The 25,232-nt window shown below is 60.6% G+C and carries 7 protein-coding genes; 6 read left to right on the top strand and 1 reads right to left on the bottom strand.

Features of this window, described 5'->3' with window-relative positions; translation table 11 throughout:
• The first annotated feature begins 369 nt into the window (after window positions 1-369).
• The 6 genes from QQL76_RS10265 (at window position 370) to QQL76_RS10290 (ending at window position 24,243) form a co-directional block, all read left to right on the top strand.
• Window positions 370-1,125 (top strand): SDR family NAD(P)-dependent oxidoreductase, encoded by a 756-nt coding sequence (locus QQL76_RS10265; protein ID WP_499207554.1) that lies wholly within the window; start codon window positions 370-372, stop codon window positions 1,123-1,125.
• Between the two features lie 789 nt (window positions 1,126-1,914).
• Window positions 1,915-2,568: a helix-turn-helix transcriptional regulator gene (locus tag QQL76_RS10270; RefSeq protein WP_499207555.1), complete on the top strand. Its 654-nt coding sequence runs from the start codon at window positions 1,915-1,917 to the stop codon at window positions 2,566-2,568.
• Between the two features lie 476 nt (window positions 2,569-3,044).
• Window positions 3,045-20,411 (top strand): carbohydrate-binding protein, encoded by a 17,367-nt coding sequence (locus tag QQL76_RS10275; RefSeq protein WP_499207556.1) that lies wholly within the window; start codon window positions 3,045-3,047, stop codon window positions 20,409-20,411.
• A 142-nt stretch (window positions 20,412-20,553) separates the two neighbouring features.
• Window positions 20,554-22,281, top strand: coding sequence for a type I secretion system permease/ATPase (locus tag QQL76_RS10280; RefSeq protein ID WP_499207557.1), 1,728 nt, complete (start codon window positions 20,554-20,556; stop codon window positions 22,279-22,281).
• Window positions 22,271-23,581, top strand: coding sequence for an HlyD family secretion protein (locus tag QQL76_RS10285; protein WP_499207558.1), 1,311 nt, complete (start codon window positions 22,271-22,273; stop codon window positions 23,579-23,581). The genes QQL76_RS10280 and QQL76_RS10285 overlap by 11 nt, the downstream gene beginning before the upstream one ends.
• A 44-nt stretch (window positions 23,582-23,625) precedes the next feature.
• Complete coding sequence (locus QQL76_RS10290; RefSeq protein ID WP_499207559.1) at window positions 23,626-24,243, top strand: hypothetical protein; 618 nt, start codon at window positions 23,626-23,628, stop codon at window positions 24,241-24,243.
• A 428-nt stretch (window positions 24,244-24,671) separates the two neighbouring features.
• Here the strand turns inward: QQL76_RS10290 and QQL76_RS10295 are convergent, their stop codons facing one another.
• Window positions 24,672-25,214 carry a DUF1003 domain-containing protein gene (locus tag QQL76_RS10295; RefSeq protein ID WP_499207560.1) on the bottom strand — a complete coding sequence of 181 codons (543 nt, stop codon included), beginning with the start codon at window positions 25,212-25,214 and terminating at the stop codon, window positions 24,672-24,674.
• Window positions 25,215-25,232: the final 18 nt, after the last annotated feature.

A 25,232-nucleotide genomic window follows, 5' to 3' on the forward strand; every position in this document is an offset into this window, starting at 1 on the left:
GAGTTTCCGGCAACTTGCGTGTTTTGGGAGCCCTGCACGCCGGATGACCCATGCCCTCATCAAAGCGGATGTTGCCTCGGCGGCGCTGCTCAAGGTTTGGAGCCTCAGCCAAGCACTACGCAGTGAGCTCGAAATGCCAGGCGGTTGCATCGCAGTAGAAAACTAGTGGTGGCGCTGGCGGTGTTCGACGCACAGTGCACCGGCAAACGATATTCGGTCACGCAGCACGTCATGAAGCCCTGGCGTTGATTTGAAGTTCGAAGCAGCTGCGGACAAATAAGCAAGAACGCCCGACGATCCGGCAACTTCCCAAGCATCCGCTGGACGATAGTGGGCTCTTACAGAACCCATCAGCAAAGGACTTATCTGATGACCACCATCTCAATAGTTACAGGCGGTAGTCGCGGCTTGGGGCGCAACACGGCCGTCAGCATCGCCCGTCGCGGCGGTGACGTTATCCTGACTTACCTCAATGGCACCGAGGCCGCCCAGGCCGTCGTTGAAGAAATCGAAGGTCTTGGCCGCAAGGCCGTCTCTCTTTCTCTGGACGTCAGCGACATATCCGCTTTGCCCAGGTTCGTGCAACGCGTGAACTCCGCGCTGCAGTCGACATGGGGTCGGACCAATTTTGATCACCTCATCAACAATGCCGGCCACGGCGAGATGGCTTCGATCGCAGAGACGACCGAAGGGCAGTTCGATGGCCTGTTCAACGTCCACGTCAAGGGTGTCTTCTTCCTGACGCAGGCACTGCTGCCGCTGCTCGTGAACGGAGGTCGCATCATCAACTTTTCGTCGGGTCTGACCCGTGTTTCGAACCCCGGCTTTTCGGCTTATTCGGCTGCCAAGGGCGCGGTAGAGATTTTGACGCTCTATATGGCCAAGGAGTTCGCTGATCGCGGCATTACTGCCAATGCAGTGGCGCCAGGTGCGATCGAGACAGACTTCCTCGGAGGTGCGGTCCGCGACACGCCAGCGTACAACGAGGCATTTGCCGGGATGACAGCACTCGGTCGAGTAGGACTACCCGACGATATCGGGCCGGCAATCGCGAGCCTGCTCGGTCCGGAAAATCGTTGGGTCACGGCACAGCGGATTGAGGTGTCTGGCGGTCAGAACATCTGACATCGGGGCTGCTTTAGCACTTAGATCGAGTTCCCGATGAGGCCGCCGGTTACAACGCGGCGGCCTCTAGTTCCAGCAGTAGAGCAGGGGCGTTGCGCCCATGGCGTCGCCTCCGTGCCCCTGGCTGAAGTTCACAGAGGCGACACCAGGATCGCTGCGCAATCGCGCCGCGTCGTGGGAGGAAGGCAGGCTAAAGAGGCGGGCATAGTCTCGGCTGAAATGCACAAGGCTATCGTTTCCTACCCGGCTGGCCGCACGGCTTACTTCGGATTCGCCGACGGGCAGCCATCTTGCGGCCTATAATCGCTGCGTTTTTTGAAACCTTCGCGGGCTGTTGCACGTAGGCGCCTTGAAGTGGCGGTGAAGGGATGAACGTTTATTCCCGCGATGTCTGCCAATTCCTCGCACGGCAGGGGCTTGCTTGGGTGCATATCACGCTTGCCGACTGCGCACCGGACCTAGTTCACGATGTTCCGGCTGCTTGAAACGGATAGATTTCAATCCTTGTCGACGGCAGAAGGGGATGGGTGAATCCTAGGCGGATGGCGGGAGCCCTTGTTCGCAGCACGATAAAGTGCAGCAAAAGCGAGTTGTCCGGGAATACGGTAAGCACTCGATAAGAACCCATTTTAATCAAATGATGCTGGAGCCTGATGGTTAAACATCAGATATGCCAAATATAAGAAGTATCAAAGGCTTTGCAGTTAAGGTTAATAGATCTTTAAGGCGGACTAGACCCAAATGCTGTGATACCGAACTCGTGCCACTCCGGATTGTACCGAGTTGAGTATGTCGAACATAGCCATCATCACGGATAGTGCCTTATTATCGACTGTAATCGATCGCGCAGTTGCTGCCTCCTTTGATGGCACGCGGCGGCAGTTTGGTTTCCGTTCGATCCCGCAAGGGGAAAATCTTCGAGACAGCATCGTGATCATCGATGCAGTCTCGCCCGATGCCGTCATTCAGTTGCTGGAGGCACGGCGAGAGACGGTCGATCTGGAGCGCACCATCATCCTGATGCGATCCGATCAATTTTGTGAAGACTATTCATCCATAGTCGGGCGCGTCGGCGGGTTGCTGCCTGCTGACTTCAGCGTCGAAGAAATCGCGCTCGCGGCGAAACTTGTTCGGCGAGGATTGTCGATGGTTCCCTCAGCTGTATTTGCGTCACTAGACGCCGACGAATTTGCTGATGCGGCAACGGATGCAGCGCCTTTGACAGAGCGCGAAGACAGCGTGCTCGATCTCATCGCCGAGGGCGCTGGGAACAAGACGATCGCCCGACGCCTGAATATCAGCGACAGCACGGTTCGCGTTCACGTCCGGTCAATCATGAAAAAGCTCGGCGTCCAGAACAGGACGCAAGCGGCACTGCGCGCCGTACTTCAGCGTACGCCACAACGGCAAAGCGCTTCGGTAAAGCTGCCCTTCAAACGGTAGTCTCACTCTTCAAGCGGAAACGAAATCACCCGCCGTTTGCCGCCATATCGGTGCTGAGGTGCAAGCACCTTAGCCATTGATCGATGCATGCCTCAGAATCAATGCATGGGATTATCTGCCTCCACCGGCGCGAATTCAAGCCGGTGGTAATGTGCGATTCTGCACAACGTATTCAGTTTGAGGCGACATTTGTGCCGAATGGCTTACTCTCCAAAACCAACTTCCGCGGGAAGCACAAGGCTGCGCTTATATATATGCCGAATGTCGCTTCGTCCGGCACGTTATGTTTATCCAAGCAGGCGTTACTAAGCGATTCGCTTAGATCTGAGTGGCTTGAGTAGGTCATTTGGCCCCCATAGAGCGACCTTTCTTCTATATCCCGCCGGCACGGCCCATGAAATCCTTAAGGCAACGTTAACGCTCGTGTGTCCGGGCATGAGGGACGTACATCAGCGTGGTCTCTCAAAGGGGGAATCATGGATAAGGAATTCGGTCTCGAGCTCAGCTCGAACGACGTCGTCGACGGAACGACATTTGCCGCTGATCTGAATTCGCCGTTCGGCAGCGGTCACTCTTCCGCTCAGAGCGGCAGCGAAAACTACGTTTTGGATGTACCGACCGGCGGCTGCAGCGAATTGGTCGTTCAGTACGCCAATGGCTTTTCGGAGAATCGAGAAGCGACTTTCTCGGTCGACGGTGGAAGTCCTCACGTCATCACGTTCCCGAGCACGGGCGGTTGGCAAGCTTTTGGAACTGTTCTGGTGCGGATTGCGCTCGATTCCGGCACCTATACGATCAGCGTCGCTTCGCTCAATAGTTCCGGCCCCCGCATCGTTGCCATTGCGGCTAGTGACGGTACGCCTGCGACCGGCACCCAGATCGGCGACGGGCTCGGCTTGATCAATGCGTTGAACCTCGCGGGCATCGCCGCTCTCGCTCTCGCCACCAAGGTCGAGGATGGTGCAGCGAACACGCCGAACGACTTCGACGAACTTCTTCCTCTCGCGAACCTGCCGGCGCTCGACAGCGACGCGGGTATTCCGCTCAACGAGGACGATGTCGCCCAGCTCGACGGTTATCTGCCGCCGCTGGATAGCGGCTACGGCGACTATCTGGGGCCTCAGGGCGATGGCGGGTCCGTCGGTTCCGGTTCGCCGCTGCAGCGAGGGACGACTTTGGGCAACGGGGCCGGTGGCACTGATCCAGCGTCACTGGACGCGCCGGTCTACACGGACGTCGACAGCTTCTCCGGTCCGAGCGAAATGCCGATGATGAGCGCCTTCGTCAGCGACGAGGGCTTCGTGACGGCTGCGCTGGCAGAAGAACCGGACGTCAGCCTCGGAACGCTCGTTCCAGGTACGACGCTTCGGCTCGAGGCTGAGAATGCGTTTGTCGGCAATGCCATCCCGACCAGCACGTTGGGCAATCCAACTGCAGTCTCGACCACGACTGCGACGTCGCCAAGCGACATTTCTAATGCCGATGCCGCCAGCGGCGATGCCTATGTCGATTTTGCTGGTATCCCGGGTAACACTAGCGCTGGTTCCGGCCAGTTCATTGAATGGTCGTTCACGGTCGGGACCGCCGGCTGGTATGACATAGACGTGGGCTATGCCTTCAACGCCGTTGGCGTAAACCGCTCCATGCGGCTCGATGTGAACAACGAGCTGTGGGACCGCATTTTCGACATGCCGTCCACCGACAGCAACGAAACCTATCGAGAAGCAACCACCCGCGTCTACCTCAATGCCGGCGTGAACGATATTCGTTTGACCGCCAACGGCTTCAGCGGCCCGAACATTGACTACCTCGATATCCGACAAGCTGATCCGAACGTCATCGTCATACAGGCCGAGGATCTCGCGCCGAACACGACGATTACGACGCCCACCAGTGCCAACCGTGCAATCGCGCCTGAGTTCCTGGCCGCACGAAATCCTACGGTTAGCTCAAACGAGAACTTCCGGGTTGGCGCAGAAGGCGAATCCTATCTCGATTGGGGGGTCGCCAATACGTTCGCTGAATTTTCGGTCAATGCACCGACAGCGGGAACGTACACGATCACACTGGTCTATACGAACGGTGACGGTGGCTCGGCCGCGCGTCCGCTCATCCTTTCCGGTTTGCCGGACGGTGCGACCGCGCAGTTTGCGATCCTGGCTACCAATGGCGGAGCACGTACAGTACTTCCAAGCGACGTTTCCGATATCGATCCAACGCCTGGTGGTAGTGGTGAAGACGCAAATGTTCCCGCGACCGCGAGCGGGTGGGAAAACTGGACCAGCGAAACCATCACGGTCACGCTGCCCGCCGGCGTCTCGACCCTGCGGCTGACCTCGACCACAGCCAATGGACCAAATATCGACAAGATCGTCATCGCGCTGACCCAGCCGACGGTTCCCGTCGAGCCCGTCAACACGGCGCCGACCGCTGACGATCTGGTCATTTCGGACGCGCAGGAAGACACGGTCCGCCGTATCGACATTACCGATGCCATCGACGATGCGGACGCTGGCGACACGCTTTCCGTAGTCGCTTCGGTTCCCGCGGCGCAGGGTACCGTGTCGGTCGTCACTCTTCAGGGCCGCACCTACATCGACTTCACCCCGGCCACCAACTTCAACGGCCCGGCGACCATCAGCTATACCGTCACCGACCAGGACGGCGCCGCGAGCGCTCCGGCGACAATCAATGTCAATATCGCGGCGGTCAACGATGCGCCCGTGCTGTCCGGCTCCATCGCCGCGCAGACGATCCCGGCCACAGGTGGATCCTTTTCACTCTCGGGCCTTACCAAAAGCGATGTCGACGGCACGGTCCCCACGTTCGAGCTGGGTGGCGATCTGCCAGCCGGCGTCACTCTTTCGGGTGAAACGGTCAACGTTGCTGCGAATGTCGCCCCGGGCACCTACACCATTCAGGTGAATGCCACGGACGGTCAGGCGGACTCCGCGCCTATCTCGTTCACGCTAACGGTGCAGGCACCTGTCGTTGAAGAACCCGAGGAGCCGACCAACACGGCGCCGACTGCCGCCAATGTCACCGTGCTGGATGCGCAGGAAGACGCGGTCCGCCGCATCGACATCACCGGTGCCATCAATGACGTCGACGCGGGCGATACGCTTGCGGTCGCCGCTTCGGTCCCTGCGGCGCAGGGTACCGTTCTCGTCGTCACGGAAGGCGGCCGCACCTACATCGACTTCACGCCGGCCCCGAATTTCAATGGCCAGGCCACCATCAGCTACACCGTTACCGATCAGGCGGGCGCTTCAAGCGCACCAGCTGCGATTGCGGTCACCGTCGCTGCAGTCAATGATGCGCCGGTCCTGTCCGGCACCATCCCGACGCAGACCGTTCCGGCCACCGGCGGCACGATTTCTCTGTCCGACCTTACATCGGTGAGCGATGTGGACGGAGACGTTACCACGCTCGAATTGACAGGTTCAGGCCCTGAGGGTGTGTCGCTCGCGAATGGCATTCTCACTGTCGCGCCGAACGTTCCGGCAGGTTCCTACGTGCTGCAGATCGTCGCCTCCGATGGCGACCTGGATTCAAACGCCATTTCCTTCACGCTCACTGTGGAAGCTCCGATCGTAGAAGAGCCAGAGGAGCCAGCACCGTTTACGCAGATCCTCATTCAGGCGGAAGCCGGCGTTCTCACGATCCTCAATCCCGGAAACAATACCAACGTCACAACAGTTCGCGATCCCTCCAACCGCGAACAGAACGAGGCGTTGCCTACCGGTCTCCGTCCGGGTCTCACCGGCAGCGGTTATCTGGATTTTGGTGACACGCCGGGCGACAAGGCCACTTACAGCTTCACTGTCGCCGAAGCGGGCACCTACGATCTGCACATTCGCTATGCGAGCAACAGCGCTCGGCCGCTGGCCTTTTCGATCGACAACAATGCGCCGAGCAATTTGCCTTTTGGCGCGACAGGAACAAATGTTTCCGGGTCGACCGAAGGCTTCAACAACTGGTCAGTTCAGAAGGTGACCGTAACGCTTGCGGCTGGCACCCACAGCTTCTCGCTGGCAATCCCGGCCGGAGCAAATACTGGCCCCAATCTCGATGCCATCGCGATTACGCAGACCGGCGTCGCGGCCGTGTTTCCAGTTACCAACTCCGCGCCGATCGTCTCCTCCGAAACCTTTTCGGTCTTCGAAGGTAACACTGCTGTCGGCACCATCGTGGCCGGCGATATCGACGGCGATGCCGTGCGCTATTCGCTTGCCAGTCCTTCGGATAACGACAATGCGCTGTTCACGATCAACCCGCAGACCGGCGCCTTGTCCTTCATCGCAGCACCCGACTTTGAAGCGCCTGTCGGTGGCAGCAACGTATACACCGTCGTCATTGTCGCCTCGGACGGCGCGCTGACGACGCAAAAGACCATCACCGTCACCGTGACCAACGACCCGGCCGACGATGTCGTGCCGGACACGACTGCCGACGAGGGCAATGATCTTGCGCTTTCGGTCGTCGATATCTCCGACCCCACGGCCGCCGTCTTCGCGATCGCTGGTGCGGATTCCGACATCGTTTCCTTCACCGTTTCGGTCAATGGCGGGGCGGCTGTTGCCGTCACGCCAGTCGGCGGCCAGATCACGCTCGACCTCGGCGATCTCGATCCGGGTTCCGTCGAAGTCGAACTGACAGTCACCGACGACGCCGGCAATTCGGCAAGTGCTGGAACAACGGCAACGATCGATGAAGATAATTCCGCTCCGTCGATTTCCAGCGAACCCAGCTTTACCGTAGCCGAAAACATGACCGTCGTCGGCACGATCGTCGCGAGCGATCTGGATGGCGATACGCTGACGTATCAGCTCTCGGGTGCTGATGCCTCCAAGCTGTCGATCGACGCCAATGGTGTCATTTCGCTCAATGCTGGTGCGAACTTCGAAGCCGCTGACGACGCTGATGGCGATGGTGTCTACGAAGCGACCGTCACCGTCAGCGATGGTACGGCTTCCACGACGCAGGACATCACCATCACCGTCGGCGACGTGAACGAAGCACCGTCGGCGATCTCGCTTTCTGGTGCGCAGTCGCTCTCCGAAGAGGCCGTTGCCGGCACCGTCGTTGGTGTCGTTGCGGGCGTTGATCCGGACTCCGATGCGCTGACCTTCACCGTCAATGACGATCGTTTCATCATCAACAGCGCCGGCCAACTGGCTGTCGCAGACGGCGCGACATTCGATTTCGCGGCGGAGCCGCAGATCGCAGTGACCATCACCGCAACCGACCCTTCAGGCCTGTCGACCACTCGTGACTTCACGCTCGGTATCGTGGACGTCGCCGAGCCGCAGGAGCCGATCGGCATGGTCTTCGACCAGTCTACGCTCACATCTTACAGCACCCAGGATCGCGGGGCCGGCGCGTCCGTTGCCGATGCTGGCGCGACACTTACTCTCGCCGGCAACCTCTGGAAGCGCGCGCCGCTGCCGGAGAGCTACACGATCACGGAAGGCACCAAGATCACATTGACCGTGACGCTCGGTACCAATCTGTCGGAGATTGTCGCCATCGGCTTCGATGACGATGACAATCCTTTCGAAACGAGCGATCGGTCCGTCTTCCAGATCGCCGGAACGGAAAGCCAGGCGGCCTTCGTCGATCTGCGCAACGGCAATAACGGCACGCCGGGCACGACGTTCACCGTGACGATCGACTTGTCGACCCATGCCGGCAAGACGATCTCGTCGCTCGTTTTCGTCGCCGACGATGACCAGGCGAGCAACGGTGTCGGTTCGGTCTCCTTCAGCAACGTGCAGATCATCGAAGGGCCGGTCGATCCCGACCAGAACGATGCCCCAACCGTCATTGGCGGCGGTGTCGCCGATCTCAGCCTGCCGGAACGCAGCCAGCTCGAAATCGACATGCCATTCGTCGATGCGGATGGTGATGCACTGAGATACAGCTTCACCGCGACGGATGCCGACGGCAACCCGGTTGCCGGCTTCGAAAACCTCTTATTCGCGCAAGGCACCCTGAGCGGCATCATCCAGGCTGCGCCGAGTGCGACACCCTATACAATTACGATTACGGCTGATGATGGCCGTGGCGGCGTTACGACAACGGAATTCCAGCTGACTGTCGAAAACGTCAACGATGCACCCGTCGTCAACGTCGTCGCTTTCGAACCCTATTTCGGTGCGGTCGGCGAAGAATTCGACGGTATCGATCTCGCCATCTTCGCGGATGCATTCTCGGATATCGACGGCGACAGCCTTGTCCTGTCTGTCGAAGGCCTGCCGGCAGGCCTCAGCCTCAACAGCGAAGGCGTGATCGTCGGTACTCCCACCGCAACGGGCGACGGCACGATCACGATCGTCGCCACGGATCCGTCCGGTGCCCGCGCATCCTTTGAGCTTGAGCTGACGATCGATGGCTCGGCGGTCGGCGGTACGACCGTTGTGGAAGCAGAAGCCTTCACCGATCTCGCGGACGCCGACGCATTCTATGTCGCGGCTGCTCCGGGTGCATCGGGCAATCAGGCAATCCGCACCAACGCCAATCAGACCGGCACCGTCTCTACCGTTCTCTCTGAGAACGGTCTGGCGGAAGGCTGGTACGAGGTCTCCATCACGGTCTTCGACGAAACGGACGGCGAGGCGACCTTCAGTTTCACGATCGGCGATACGGTGCTCGCTAGCGGCCTGTCCTTCGACGATGCCGGAACCTTCGACAATCCGAACCAGGCGCGTGGAAACGGCGGCCAGGTCGGCAATCTGAAAACCATCACCTTCACCACTCCCGTCTTCATTGATGCGGCCACCATCGCCACCATCACGGGGATTGCGGACTCCGGCGAGTTCCTGCGCATCGACAAGCTCACCTTTACGAGCGTCGAGCAGCCGGAGCTTGCCCCGGTCAATATCGTGCTCGATACGGCGGCGGTCGATGAGAATGCGGCCGGCGCCGTCATCGGTACGCTCGCCGCGATTGATCCCGACGGGAGCTCGGCTGCCATCGTCTACACGACCACCGACGAGCGCTTTGTCATCGATGGAACGCAGCTGCGCCTCGCACCGGGTGTGAGCTTGGATCATGAAGCCAGCGAAACCGTCTCGGTTTCGATCACGGCAACAGACGCTGCAGGACTGTCCACGACCAGCGTATTGACCATCACGGTCGGCGACATCAACGAAGCCCCGGTTCTCGGCGCGGGGGCGGCGATTGAAGACGTGACGCTCGTCGAGGGCACCGCGCAGACGATCAACGTTGCTGCAGCTCTCGGAGCGACTGATCCAGATGCTGGAACAACGCTGAGCTACGCGGTCGCGCTTCAAGGTGGCGGCACGCTGCCCGCGGGCATCACACTCACAGGAGGCATCCTCACGATCGCCGGTACAGTCGTTGCTGGCACTTACGCCCTCGAAGTCCTTGCGACCGATGGTGCGCTGAACACCGCCCCGGTTGCCTTCACGGTGACTGTCGGTGAGCCACCCGTTTTCACGCCGATCGTTCTTCAGGCAGAAGACGGCACGATCGCGCTGGCTGCCGCTACTAACGGCAACGCAACGGTCACGGTCGTGCGTGACGCAAGCAATCCGGAAGCTGGCGGCTTCTCCGGCCTGCGCCCGGATTTCAGCGGCACTGGCTACCTCGATTTCGGTGACGATGCAGGCGATACGGTCACCTACACGTTCACGGTCGCTCAGGCCGGCACCTACGATCTCAACGTGCGCTATGCATCGCAGGACTTCTCCGGCGCGCCGCGCTCACTTGCCATCGGCGTCAACGGAACAGTTGCCAATGCCGTCTTCCCCAATACGGGACCCGCGACGGGCGATCCGCTTCTTCAGGGCTTCAACTTCTGGAGCTTCCTTACCCAGACCGTGACACTGCAGGCCGGCGTCAACACCATCACCTTTGCAATCCCTGCAGGGGCGGGGTCAGGGCCGAATCTCGATCGCATCGAAATCACGCCTGCCGGTACTGGCCCAATCGAGGTCGACGTCTCGGCTGATGAAGATGGCAATCTTGTTCTTGCCGCTCCGGCGACTCCGATCGACATCGCCGAAGCAAGCGCGATCACGCTTTCGGTTGCTGGTCTGGACGACGATATCGTCAAGGTCGAAATCAGCCTCGACGGCGGTGCGACCCGTATCGATGTCACGGAGCTTCTCGATGTCGATGGCAACTTCGTGTTCGACGGCACCGGTCTCAATGCCGGCACGTCCGAGATCACCATTGTCGTAACCGACGAGGCTGGAAACGAGGCCGAGGCGACCGATACGCTGACGATTACCGACGAAGCGACGCCGATCATCGTCGATCCGTTCACCATCCAAGCCGAAGACCTCACCCGGGTGACGGTCAACGACACGACCGCTACGGGCCAGGGCGCGCTTACCCGCGTCGTCACACAGGCCAATCCGGATGACTTCGGCAACTTCCGCGCCGGTGCCGTGGGCAACGCCTACATGGACTTCGGCGGTCAAGTCGGCGATGCCATCACCATCAACGTCGATGCACCTGCTGCCGGCACTTATCTCGTCACGTTCCGCTACAGCAATGGCGCTGCGGACTCGCGCGCTCTCAATCTGACGCTGAACAATGGCGACGTGATCAGCCTGCCGTTCACCCGTGGGCCTGGAACCGGCGACCTCGCTTGGAACAGCTGGGTCGAGCAGACCGTCGAATTGACGTTGGTCGAAGGCTCGAACCAGATCCGCCTGGCAATCCCTGCCGGCAATATCGGCGGCCCCAACATCGATGAGATCAGCTTTGAGTATCTGAACGGGACCGTTCCCGTCGATCCGGTCGAACCGTTCTCGCTGACGATCGAAGCCGAAACGTTCATCATTGCGGACATCGAGCCGGTTGCCGGAACACCGGCCGACACGGTTGCCCGCGTTCCTGGCGAAGACACGAATGAAGCTGGCGCCAACGCCGGCAACAGCGGTCCAGGCCAGATCTACGACTCTTTCGGCTTGCGTCCGGGCTATGAGGGCACCGGTTATCTCGATACCGGCAACGATATCGGCGATGCTGCCAGCTTCTCGCTGACGGCACCCGGTGCCGGCACCTATCAGCTGACCGTGCGTTACGCCAATGGCGGGGCAACCGACCGCCCCATGACGCTGTCGGTCAATGGTGTGGAGCAGACGATCGACTTCCCTTCCACCATCCCTGCTGGCGGCACCGCCGACGCGGGCTGGTCGAACTGGCAGGAGATCACGGTCGACATCGAGCTTTCCGAGGGCGTCAATATCATCTCGGTGGCCAATGAGATCGCCAATGGTCCCAACATCGACAACGTCACGATCAGCCGTGATGGCGACGGTCCGGTCGACCCGGAGGTTCCGAGCGAGCCAGGCGAACGCGAGACGATCCTGATCAACTTCCAGGACGGCACGGCGCCGAAAGCGCCGGGCTACCTCGTTGCGAACTTCGTCGGCTTCGGTGATCGCGGCAACGGCTATTCCTACGGCTTCGTCACCGAAGCGTCGGCGACCGACGCCGACGGTACGACCGCGACGCCGATCAACGCCGCGCTCTATCCGACCGTCGCGATCAACGAACGCACAGGGCAGGGCGAAAGCTCCAACGTCGACGACGGTCGCAACTTCGACAGTTACGACCCGCGTCTCACAGGCTACGCGCATTTCGACCTGCGTGGAACGTTCCCGGCCGGTGAGGCTAACCGCGTTGCATTCGAAGTCGCCCTTGAGAACGGCTGGTACGAGGTCACGGTCGCCGTCGGCGATACCGGTGGTCCGAACGACAGCAACAACAAGCTGGAGATCGAAGGCGCACTCGTTTCGAACTTCGTCCCGACCAATTTCTACAAGACCGAACTGAAGACGGTTCAGGTCAAGGTCGAGGATGGCTTCCTGACGCTGGCTGCGCCGGATGGCGAAGTCACCGAAATCCAGTATCTGGAGATTCGCGAACTGCCGGATTTGACACCGGACGACGAGCGCGAGGCGCCCGAAGATTATGCGCGCTTCGTTGGACCTCGTGCGATTGCCGGTGTCGGTGAAGGCCAGATCGTCGTCGATCTGGATCAAGCGAGCGGCGCGATCACGACGGTCGATCCGACGTCCGACATCATTCTCGGCATCGAGGTGGCGCCGAACCGCGGTGGCGCGCTTCTGGAAAGCCTCACGGATGGCTCGATCAAGCTTTATGAAACTCTGACCGGCCAGGAGGTCAATTTCAGCATCAATACGACTGCTGGCTTCGACTCGCTGACGATCTCGCCAACGGGGGGGCTGAAAGCCTTCACGAGCTACACGCTCGTGATCGATGGCTTCCAGGATCGCGGTTCAAATGCCGATATCGACGCACCGACGCGCGAGTTCTTGAAGTTTAGCTCCACCTTCACGACCACGGCGCAGCCGGAAGTCGAGGCTCGTGAGGTTGCCTTCGTCGAAACGATCGAACTCAATGGTTATGCCGACAACGCATCGCTGTATACGTCGATCGAGATCTCGCCGGACGGCCAGCATCTCTACGTCGGCACGCTCAACGGCCTGATCAAACGTTGGGATATCGATCCGCAGGATGGCTCGCTTTCGAACGAGCAGACGCTAGAGCTCGACTATCTGCAGGAAGGCGCTCGCTCCCGCGGCATCATCGGGTTCGTCTTCGACCCAACCGACCCCAACGTCATCTGGATCACGGACAATTTCCCAGTTCCGCTCGACGGACGTGACAATGCGGTGCCTGAATTCTCGGGCCGCGTCTCGAAAGTGACGATCGGCGAGGGCGACGCCTTCACCGGCACCGCAGAGACTTACATCACGGGCCTGCCGCGTTCCAACGGCGACCATGTCACGAACAGTCTAGAGTTCCGGGCCAACCCGAATGCCGGCCAGCCGAATGAGCCGGACTTCCTCCTTTATCTCATCCAGGGATCCAACTCGGCGATGGGCCAGGCGGACTCTGCCTGGGGCTTCCGCCCGGAACGGCTTCTCAACGCCGCGATCCTTGAAATCGACCCGACTCGCGAGGCTCCTCCCGGAGGCTTCGACGTCTCCACCGAGCCGATACCGGATAACGGCCTGAATCGTCGCTTTGGCTACGAGAACGTTGTCAACGGCCAACTCGTGCCGACCGACGACGGCAACCTGAAAAACGGCGGCATCGCCATCAATAGTGGCGAATTCATCGGAAACTTCCTGCATTTCGATGCGAACGGCGTTGCTTCGGTGCGTTCGGGCACGAACTTCAACTCGACCATCATCGAAGAATTTTACAATCCATATGCGGACGACGCGGTCCTGAAAATCTTCGCGACCGGACAGCGCAACGGCTACGACCTGGTCTGGCATTCTAACGGTAAGCTTTACGTCTCGGCCAACGGCTCGGCGGCAGGCGGCAACGTTCCGAACAATCCGAACACGCCGCAGAACGAGGCGGTCAACAATGTCGGCGTGCAGAACGACTACTTCTTCACCATCAGCGAAGGCTCCTACAGCGGCCATCCGAATCCGCTGCGTGACGAGTTCATCCTGAACGGCGGCAATCCGACCTCCGGTGCAGACCCCAACCAGGTCGGAAACTACCCGGTCGGCACGCTGCCGGATCCGAACTACGATCCCAACAATGCTTATTCGCTTGGCCAGAATCGTTCGCCGAACGGCGCAATCGAGTACAAGAGCAACGTGTTCGGAGCAGGCCTGCAAAATGCGGTGATCTTCACCGAGTACTCGAGCGGCAACGACCTGCGTGCCATGATCCTGGACGACGACGGCAACGTGATCGATGACTTCGTCATCCGCGATCCCGATGGCAGGGTCATCAGTCATCCGGATCCGCTGGACGTCATCGAAGGTCCTGGCGGTCGGCTGTACCTCCTCACCCTGAACCGCAGCGATGGGTCGAGCCAGATTGTGCGTCTGGAGCCGGCACCAGGCGGCATCATCGCCGACAACACAGCCGATGCGGGAGGCGACCTCGCGCTCGTCCTCTTCGACGGCAGCGACGTAGAAGCGACAGTCTTCCAGGTCAACGGCCTCGACGACGACATCCAGACAATCCGCGTCAGCTTCAACGGCGGCCAGGCACAGACCGTCACGCTGAATGCGCAGAACCGTTTCACTGCGGATGTCAGCAGTTTCGGCTCGCCGGTCACGGCAACGCTGACGGTCCTCGACGACGCGTCGAACACTGCGGTCGAAACGCTCACCTTCACGCCTGGTCAGGCGCCGACCGAATTCGTCAGTCTCATCGTCATCCAGGCAGAAGACGCGACGCCGGGCGATGGCACTTCGGTCTCGACACCAAACGACGTCGACGCCCAGATCGAGATCCGGACTGATCAGAATCGCGAGCCGAACGCGACCGGCACCGGCTACGTCAACGGCCTGCGCCCAGGCGCATTCGGTAATGACGGCAACACGGACAATCTCGACGGGACTCCGGGCGGCTATGCCGACTTCGGTTCCACCAATGCCGACTTCATCACGTTCGCCTTTAATGTACCGAGCGACAGCGCGGGCGAAGCCCTGCTCCGCTTCCGCTATGCCAACGGCGCCACGACTGACCGTCCGCTTCAGGTCGAGGTGAACGGCACCATCGTCACCGTACAGTCCTTCGTCCCGACGGCTGTCGCCCCGGCCGATGGCTGGACCGTCTGGTCCTTCGTTGAGATCCCGGTTTCGCTCGCTGCAGGCCAGAACACCGTGACGCTGCGCTCGGTCGCCAACACGGGCCCGAACATCGACCAGCTCGAAGTTCTGGTTGCTCCGGACAGCGCGACGGGTCCAAATGACGGCGAAGAAATCGTTGATGGCATCACCTATGCCATCTACGAAGCTGAAAATGCTGCCTTCACCGGCGACCCGGCCATCGTCACGACCGACCGCGACCAGTCCGGCGACTTCGTCGATTTCGTCGGTCCCGACACGGAAACAATCACTTGGACCGTGACGGCCAGTGCCGCAGGAGTTCACGGGCTCGACATCCTCTATGCACTGGGTGCCGGCAAGGCCGCCCGTCCGATGACACTCACCGTCAACGGACAGGTCGTCGAAACACTGGCCTTCAACGCAAACAGCAATGCCGCGGAAACGATTTGGGGGCCGCAATCGACGCTCGTCAATCTGGTCGCAGGATCGAACACCATTGCGCTCACCGCTCCCGGTGGGGTCGGTCCGAATGTGGATTATCTGCGCGTCAGCACCGAGCCACTATCGGTGTTCGAGCCTGACTATGCCGAGATCGTCGGTTCCGGCCGCATCGAACTCGAGACGACGGATGGTTCGGCCAACATCGTCAATGGCAGCACCGTCGACTTTTACTTCACCGTGGCTTCTAACGGTGTCTATAAGCTCGACACTGCCGCCAATGCCAGCGCCACCAACGGCCAGGGCCTGACCTGGTTGCTGAACGGTGTCGAACTGGATGAAACGGCCTTCCCGGGCGTCGGAACTGCCGGCGAGCAGTCGGTCTACATCGAGCTGACTGCCGGCACGCAGTATCAGCTGCGCGTTATCTCGAACGCGCCGGGCGCCAATGGCATCGACTATCTCGATGTCCAGCCGGCACCTGGCAACGCCAACGCCGATATCGGCATCCAGAGCCTGGATCCGGCCTATTTCGACGATCGTCTGCACTTCTCGTATCTGGAGAATCCGGACGCGGTAGCGCCCGACGATGCGGATCGGGATTTTAAGGACACAGGTGTGGTTCGGATTTCGAACACGGGCACCGAAACGCTCGAATTCCTCGAAAGCCAACTCACCGGTCCGTTCGTTCTGGCCAATCCGGCGCTCTTCGAAGGGCTGACGCTCGCTCCAGGTGCATTCGTCGACGTTACGGTGCTCTTCAACCGAGCAGCCTACACACCGCCGACCACCAACATCGACGGAACGTCGACCACCTTCTTCGGTGAACTGACGCTTCGCACCAACGATGCGGACAGCCCCGTCGCGACCGTCGATCTCGCCGGCTTCTGGCAGGCGCGCGACGAAGGCGGACAGGAGCCGAACGTCAACGAGATCTGGCAGATCTTCGGCTTCGGTAACCGCATCGAGGGCTTGCGCCTTCAGGGTGGTGGCGAGAATTCGACGCTGAGCACGAACGACGTCTTCGCGAAGACAGACGAGACAGAGGTGCTCTCACCGTATTGGCGGATCGCCGAAGGGTTCACCCAGGCGAAAATCACCCAGGTCGCCGCCTTTCACGGAACGGGCGGAGCCACGATGGGCATCCACAACCCGGGCAATAAAGGTCAAGGCACCACGTTCTGGAATCACGAAGGAACGGACAACCAGCGCCTGCTGCCGAACTCGGGCAATGACACCACGTTCTCGACACGGACCTTCAGCAATGCCGACATCAGTGATGGCTGGCTTGGCAACGAAGTGTTCGGCATCAACGTAGCTGGACTGTCCACCGACCCGAGGCTGAACCCGACCGGCGGCGTCATCGTCCCGGGAGCGCAGCAGGGTCACACGGTCAAGGTGTTCCAGGCGCTCGACGCTAACGGCAACGTAATCCCGAACGTCTTTCTCGGCGTGATGGACTACACCGGCATCAACTACGACTATAACGACAACCTCTTTGTCATCGAGGGTGTCGAGCCGGTGGGCTTTGGCCAGGAACTGGTCGTCGAAGGCCTTGATGATGCGGCGGCGGATGATCGTCTCGTCTTCACCAACATCGACAACCCGGCCAACGCCCAGCAGACGTTCCGCAACGAGGCGACGTTTACGATCTCCAACGACGGCTTCGTGCCGTTGACGATCGAGGACATCCTGATCGGCAATGGCGATGCCTTCGAGATCGTCGGCGCGGTGCCGACGACGATCGCGGCGGGCGGTAGCGCGCAGGTCACCGTCCGCTTCGTCGGCGAACACGCAGGCACCTCGTCCGGCGCTGAGCTCATCTCCTCGACGCTGACGATCGTGTCCAACGATTTTGCCAACGGACAGAAGGTGATCCAACTCGCAGGTCTCGCTCAGGAGTTCTCGGAAAACGGGTCTGAGCCGACTGTTGCGCAGATCGTCGAAGCCTTCGGATATTCGACCGACATGGCACAGGGCGAACTCGCGGCGAATGGCGCCGTCGAGGCAGTCGGCGACGAAGTTTTGATGCCGTACCTGCAGCGTCTCAATAGCTCGCAGCCGATCGAGATCATCCAGATCGCTGCCTTCCTGACGCAGGGCAACGTCGCGCGTCTCGGCTATCACGGCCTCGGCTCTTCGGACGTGACCAATCTCTTCGCCAATGACGATCAGCAGGGCCAGACGGTTCTGCCGGATCAGCTCCAGGCCGGAGCGGGTGCGGGGGCGAATGTCGCGCGCGGCACCATCAACCAGAATGGCCCGTTCGGTCTCTACATCTCGGTCGATGGCCGTCCGACCTATTCGTCTTGGACGGATCCGGAAGCCAACAAGATCGACCCCGATTTCGGCCAGCTGGTCGGCGACAACCAGGGCCACCTGCTGCGCTTCTTCCAGGCGATCGATGCGGCAGGCAATGTGATCGAAGGCACGTATATCGGCATCCAGGATTATCCGGGTGCCGGGAACTACGACTACAACGACCACATGTTCATCATCAAAAACGTTCAGCCGCACCAGCTGACCGCGGCAAATGATGCCAATGGCAACAGCATCAACGACGCACTCGAGAACGATGCGGACGATGATGGCACGGTAGACTTCTTCGATCCCGACATCGACCCGATTGATCCAGTGGATCCGGGGAGCAAGGGCGCCTATGTGCTTGGGGTCAATTTCGGTGGTGGCGCGATCGCCAACGATCCGGTCCTTGGCCTGGCTCTGATTGCCCAGACCGATCCGCGGGTATCGTTGACGGGTGCGGTAAATACCGGACCAGGCGTCGATGCTCCATCGAACCCGAATGGCGCCGGGGCAACCCCGGGTTCCGCCTTCGCAACCTACGAGGATGGGTCAGACTGGACCGCGTCGATCGACGTTCCAAACGGCACCTACGTCGTGACGCTCTATACGCAGGAGACCTATTGGAACGCGCCGGGACAGCGGCAGTTCGATATCTCGGTCAATGGCCAGCAGGTCGTCACAAACCTCGATCCGTTCGCGGAAGCCGGCGGTGACGAGCCGATCGCCATCGAAACGATTGTCACAGTCACCAATGGCGAGATCGTCATCGATCTCTCGGCTGACATCGACAATGCTGCGCTGAACGCGGTGACCATCCATCAGCTCGCTCAGCCGGGGTCCAACCAGACGCCGTTCCTCGGCACACCATTCCTCGTCGATGCTGACGGCGTCATCATTGATGCCGACGACTATGACAATGGCGGCCAGGGTATTGCCTATAACGATACGCCGGGTCTCCAAGGTGGCACGAATGGTGGACGCGCAGGCAGCTCCGTCGAAGTGACCGGGGGAGGTGATATCGGCTGGATCGATAACGGCGAGTGGCTGGAGTACACCATCAATGTTGCAACAGCAGGCGAGTACGATCTCGATATGCTGCTCTCCAATGGGGGCGGTGCGGGTCGTGCAGCAACGGTCAGCTTCTATCGTCCAGGTGAAGCAAGCCCCTACGCAACGACTGGAACGATCGCCAATCCGAGCACCGGCAGCTTCAACAGCTTCGTCAACCGCTCGGTGGATGGCATCGATCTCGAGGCGGGCACGCAGATCGCCCGCGTCACCTTCACCGGTGGCAGCCAGGATTTCCGGTCCTTCGCGCTGACGCCAGTGACACCGGTCGTGGCTCAGACGCCATTCGGTGGCACCGCTCCAAGCTTCAATGCTCAGGGCATTCTGACGGTCGATGCGACGAACTTCGACAATGGCGGGCAGGGCGTCGCCTACAACGACAATCCTGGCCTCGATAACGCAGCGAACGGGGTTCGCCCTGGTCGCGAGGTCGAATTCGTCGGCGCTCAGAACGACATCGGGCATGTGCTGCCCGGAGAGTGGGTCGAGTACACGATCAACGTTCCTGCTGGCGGGCTGTACAGCTTCTCGGTCAACGCGAAGACACCGGTGACCGGTGCCACGGTTGCCGTTTCTCTCGCAGGTGGAGCGCAACTCGGTACGGTGACGCTCGCTGACGGCCATGCTGGCGGCAGCAACTTCGCCAGCGCACCATTCGTGCAGAGCAGTGAAATCGACCTGGCATTGGCAGCTGGGCCGCAGACACTGCGCCTGACTTTCAACGGACCTTTGGCCTCGAACGGCTACGTGCTCGATCTGCGATCGTTCACGCTGGAGGCCAATAACCTTCAGACGCCGTTCAGTGGCACGGCACCCGTGTTGGACAGCGACGGCCTGACGATCGAGGGCATTGCTTACGACAATGGTGGCCAAGGCATCGCCTACAACGACGCCGCGGGTCTGCAGGGCGGAACCAACGGCGGTCGTGCCGGCAGCGCCGTCGAAGTCACATCGGGCGGTGATATTGGCTGGATCGGCGGAGGCGAGTGGCTGGAGTACACGATCAATGTGGCGGAGGCGGGGACCTACCTGTTCAACCTTTCCATGTCGCTCGGAGAGGCTGGCGGTCCTAACCGCTCGGTGACGGCAACCTTCACGAACGGATCGGCTGTCGATACCGTTACGGTGGGAACGCCACGCACCGGTACCTGGACGAACTTCCAGGATACCGACTCGGCTGCGGTGACGCTGGATGCCGGAACGACTGTCGTCCGGTTGACCTTCAACGGCGGCTCGCAGGACATGTCGTCCTTCTCGCTGGAACCGGCTGCGGCGCCAGCCTCTGCAGGCGCCGGCATCTTTGCAGCTGCGGCAATGTCACCGTTCGTCTTCGATGAGCCGGAAACGTCGGTTCCGGACGGCCTGGATGGCTGGCAAACGTTCAACGACGATGACGCGGGGCCGAGCAATGTCTGGTCGTCCTTCGGCTACGACCTCATGAACTGACGCAAAACTCCGGTGGCTTCCAGAAAGCCACCGGAACTCACGACAGTCGTGGCTTGGTTGTCATCAACCCTGATCAAGTTTTGTCGTGTCGAACTGCCGATTAACGTGCTTAATGTTGAGTTAATGCTTTCGGGGCGGGACTATGTTCAAGCGTAAATCTGAAGTCTCTGTCGCCAGCGCGATCCGCACCTGTCGGTCGGCGTTCCTGGGAATCTTCATCGTCAGCGCGGTGATCAACCTGCTGATGCTGACCGGACCGCTGTTCATGCTGCAGGTCTATGACCGAGTGCTGGCAAGCGGCAGCGTGCCGACTTTGATCGTTCTTGCGGGCATTGCGTTAGGCCTTTATCTGTTCAGCGGCGTGCTCGACATCCTGCGATCCCGCGCGCTGACCCGGATCAGCATGCGGGTCTACGCGCGGCTGTCCGATCCCGTACTGCGCGCCAATATCCGCATGCCGATTGTCGGGGGGCACAAGGCGGCGGGTGTCCATCCCGGCCGGGATCTCGATGCCGTGCGCCGGTTCCTGGCTTCACCGGGACCAGCTGCGATCTTTGATCTGCCGTTCATGCCCTTCTACTTCATGATCATTTTCCTGTTCCATTTCTGGCTGGGTGTTCTATCGCTCGTGGGCGGACTGCTCATCTTCGGTCTGGTGGTGGCGAATGAGCTTATGTCGCGTGAACCCACGCGCGAACTCGGCAGCCGGAGCGGCGCTCAATCCAAGGTCATGGACAGCGCACGGCGCAACGCCGAGGTGATCAGTGCGATGGGCATGCTCGGACGCCTGTCGGAACGCTTTTCGGAACTAATGGCGCCACATGTGGCCGCTCAGCAGGCCGCTGCCGATCGCAGCAATTTCTTTTCGTCGGTCATCAAGCTGCTGCGCTTGGTGCTCCAGTCGGCAATGCTCGGGCTCGGTGCCTATCTGGCGATCCTGCAGGAAATTACGCCGGGCGTCATGATCGCGTCTTCCATCATCATGGCCCGTGCGCTTGCGCCTATAGAACAGGCCGTCTCGCACTGGCCGTCCTTCGTGGCTTCCCGCCAGGCGACAGCCCGCCTCGATCAGGCGCTTCAGGACACTGATCGGCAGACGGCTTCTGGTGGCCTGCCGCTCCCGACGCAGGACGTGACGATCATGGAATTGGCGACGAGCGCTCCGGGTGAGCCCGTCGTTTTGCTTCAAGGCGTCGCGCTGCAACTGAAGGCAGGCGATGGCCTCGGCGTCATCGGGCCATCCGGTTCCGGTAAGACGAGCCTGGCGCGTGCCCTCGTGGGAGTATGGCCTCATCTGCGTGGCGCGGTTCGCCTCGATGGCTCCACACTCGACCAGTGGAGCGAGGACGAGCGCAGCAAGATCATCGGGTACCTTCCGCAGGATGTCGAACTCTTCGACGGAACAGTCGCCGACAACATCTGCCGCTTCGAAAAGAAGCCGGACATGCAGGCGATCGTTCAGGCGGCCAAGCTTGCGGGTGTTCATCGCCTGATCGCCAATCTTCCGGACGGCTATGGCTGCGTCGTTGGCGAAGGTGGAGCCCGCTTGTCGGCCGGCCAGCGCCAGCGCCTCGGCCTCGCGCGGGCGTTATACGGAAATCCGTTCATGATTGTGCTCGATGAGCCGAACTCCAATCTCGACATTGAAGGCGAGCAGGCGCTGACAGCGGCGATCAGTGAAGTGCGTGCGCGCGGCGGCATCGTCGTCGTCATCGCGCACCGGACCAGCGCGCTGTCGGCGGTCAACAAGGTATTGATGATCCAGAACGGTCAGCAGGTCGCTTTCGGCGATCGTGATGATGTTCTTTCCGGCCTTGCGGTGCTCGACCGCCCGGCAGCCAACCAGAAGGCATTCAGCCATGCGGTCTGACGATCTCGACCGGGCCATCCGAGGCTCGATCACCAAACAGCTGTCCACATCTCTGCTGCTGTGCGCCGCCCTGGTGGCAGGCTTCGGCGGCGTGGCCGCCTATGCCGAAATCAACGGCGCCGTCATCGGCTCGGGGCAGATCATCGTCGAGGGGCGCACGAAGCACGTGCAGCACCCCGATGGCGGTATTATCGGTGCAATCGATGTGGACGAAGGCGATCGGGTGGAGGCGGGCCAGGTACTCTTCCGGCTTGACGACACTATGGCGCGGGCCAGTCTCGGCATCGTCGACAGCCAGCTGGAGCAGTTGCTGGCACAGGAAGCCCGGCTTCTTGCCGAGCAGGCGCGCAGCGACAGCATTGTGTTTCCCGAGCCATTACTGTCTTCTTCGACCGAGCGCGCCGAGCTTTTGATGGATGGCCAGCGCGAACTGATGGGCGCACGCCGACTGACACGTGAAGGTCGCAAGGCGCAGCTCGCCGAGCAGATCAACCAGTTCGGCGAGCAGATCGCCGCGCTGGAATCACAGCAGCAGGCTGTTGTCGAGAACATCGCGCTACTGGACGAGCAAATCTCCGACTTCGCGCATCTGCACGAGCGCGGTCTCGTGGTCGACTCCCAGATGATCACCATCCGTCGCGAGAGGGCTTCCCTCACGGGCAGCCACGCGGCGCTGACCTCTGAAATCGTCGAGATTCAGCAGGCGCGCACTGCAACGGAACTGGAGCGCGTGCAGGTCGACGAGGAATTCGATCAGGCAATCCTGACCGAACTGGATGAAAAGCGTGGCGAAATTGCGCGGTTGCAGGAAGAGCGGATCACGGCGATCGACCGTCTGCGCCGGCTTGACGTGCGTGCGCCACTGACAGGCTTCCTGCATCAGCTCAATGTGAGCACGATCGGCGGAATCATCCAGGCGGGCGAAACGCTCGTTAGTGTCATTCCGATGGAAGATGACCTGATTGTCGAGGCGAAGCTGTCTCCCGGCGATGTGGATCAGGTGACGGCGGGACAGGTTGCGCGCATCCGTCTGACCGGTCTCAGCCAACGCGTGACGCCCGAGCTTTCGGCCGGCGTCATCGATGTCGCGCCTGATCTCACCATGGACGAGCAGTCCGGGCAGTCCTTCTATACGGCTCGCTTGCGGATTTCTGAGGAAGAGCTCGCCAAAGTGGGCGCGGACAAGCTGCGTCCGGGCATGCCGGTGGAGGTGTTCTTCGAGACAACCCGCCGAACCATTCTGTCCTATCTGGTCAAGCCCGTCAGCGATCAGTTGCATCATGCGATGCGTGAGGAATGACGGTCAGTCCCAAAACTGCAGCCAAAGAACGCGGGGGCGTCGAAATGGTCGAGAAGAACAGTCAGGTCGAGAATTTTAAAACGAGCGACCTCATCCGTTTTGACGCAGACTCCGCCAAGGCGGTCGCGCTGGATAGTGAGCAAGCCGGCTCGGGACAACCTGAGCCCGCCGCACAGGCGGGTGGAAAGCGGGTTGTTCGGCTGGGCCGCGATCGGCTTCAGGCGGCACGCAACGTGCGGGCAGCGAGCGAGCCCGCGACTTCGACAGATGATCTTCAGTTGCAGATGGACCGACTCGCGGAAGCAGTCCGCGCAATCGAGCGCTCTGAGACATTGGACAATGCGACGCGCCAGCTGAACGCCATGAACGACAAGCTGACCGCGATTGCAGGCTCTGTCGAATTTACTGAAGCCTACGCCGCAGTCGGCATGGCAGACCGGATCGTGGAGCGTCTCGGTTCAGAGCTGAAGGATCGGCAGGCCGATCAGCAGCGCATTTCGCATCTGAAGCGGCGGTCCTTGGTCGGGCTGTTCTTAGCGGCGACACTGGCTGTGCTGCTCGTTGCGGAGATCCGCGACGACGTGGTGTCACGCGGTAGTCCGGTGCTTGCCGCGACGGCTGGCAACTGGATGAGCTCACTGTTCGAACGTTTCCCCCGCTAGCACCGTGCCGTCTCTGCGACGCCGAGTGAATGGCATTTCGAAACACAGCGCTGAGGCGGGCATCAACCGAGGCCTGATGGCAATCCCGGCCGAACTACTGACCGTGTTCCCCAGTCCGACAATCGACTTTAGTCAAAGCTGCGGCCGTCCGTGGGCTCGTCGGAGACGAAATCGAGCCTGCGGGTCTGATGAAGTTCTGTCTGGAACATGTTCGCGGCGCTGAAGTTCGATCAGACCATGACCAAAAGACATCGCATCAAGTTGCTTACTACCGACCCTTCCAAAGCGGAGATCGTTCTCCGCAGACCCATGCAGGTGACCGTTGTTGCTTGCGTCTCCCTGACTGTCGGCTTGGCGCTGGTCGCTGTTGGAACCCTGCTGACTTGAAAGCTTTGCGGGCATGATGGAAGCCCGGTCGACGCGGTTCCTCAGGAAGATGCATCCTGCCGTCGGTCTATTTCATCCAGAACGTGTTCAGGAGCGACATCGCATTCAAGTTGATGAAGCTCGTCATCTGCGGGTGTCTTCACGTTCAGCTTGTGCGCAATGGCGGCTGTCATGGAAATGAGCTTCGTAATCTCGTGTTCGGCAAGCAGATTGGTCTGCAGGTCGAGCTTGGCTCGGCGGTCACTCAGCTCCGCCATCCTGTTTTGACTGATCAGCACGAACGTCGAGAGAAAAATCGCCTCGACTGAGGCAATCATGGCCAGCACCACGAGCGAGGAGTCCCAGGGCTCGATTGGCGTATGGCCTAAGTTGATCAAGATCCAAGCGCCGAAAAACGCAAAATGCAGATAGACCGAGGCCATGCTGCCTGTGAAGCTCGTGACACTCTGAGCGAGCCGCTCCTGCAGTGTCGCACGAGCTTGATGTTCGGTCTCACGCTTCTCAAGCGCATCGATGTTTCGCGATAAGGCGGGTGCGAGGCCTTCTGGACCGGGCGGTGGAACAACAGGCGATCGGTCGATCACAACACTACCTCCTCAATG

This window comes from Rhizobium albus, assembly GCA_030160035.1.
Classification (GTDB): domain Bacteria; phylum Pseudomonadota; class Alphaproteobacteria; order Rhizobiales; family Rhizobiaceae; genus Georhizobium; species Georhizobium albus.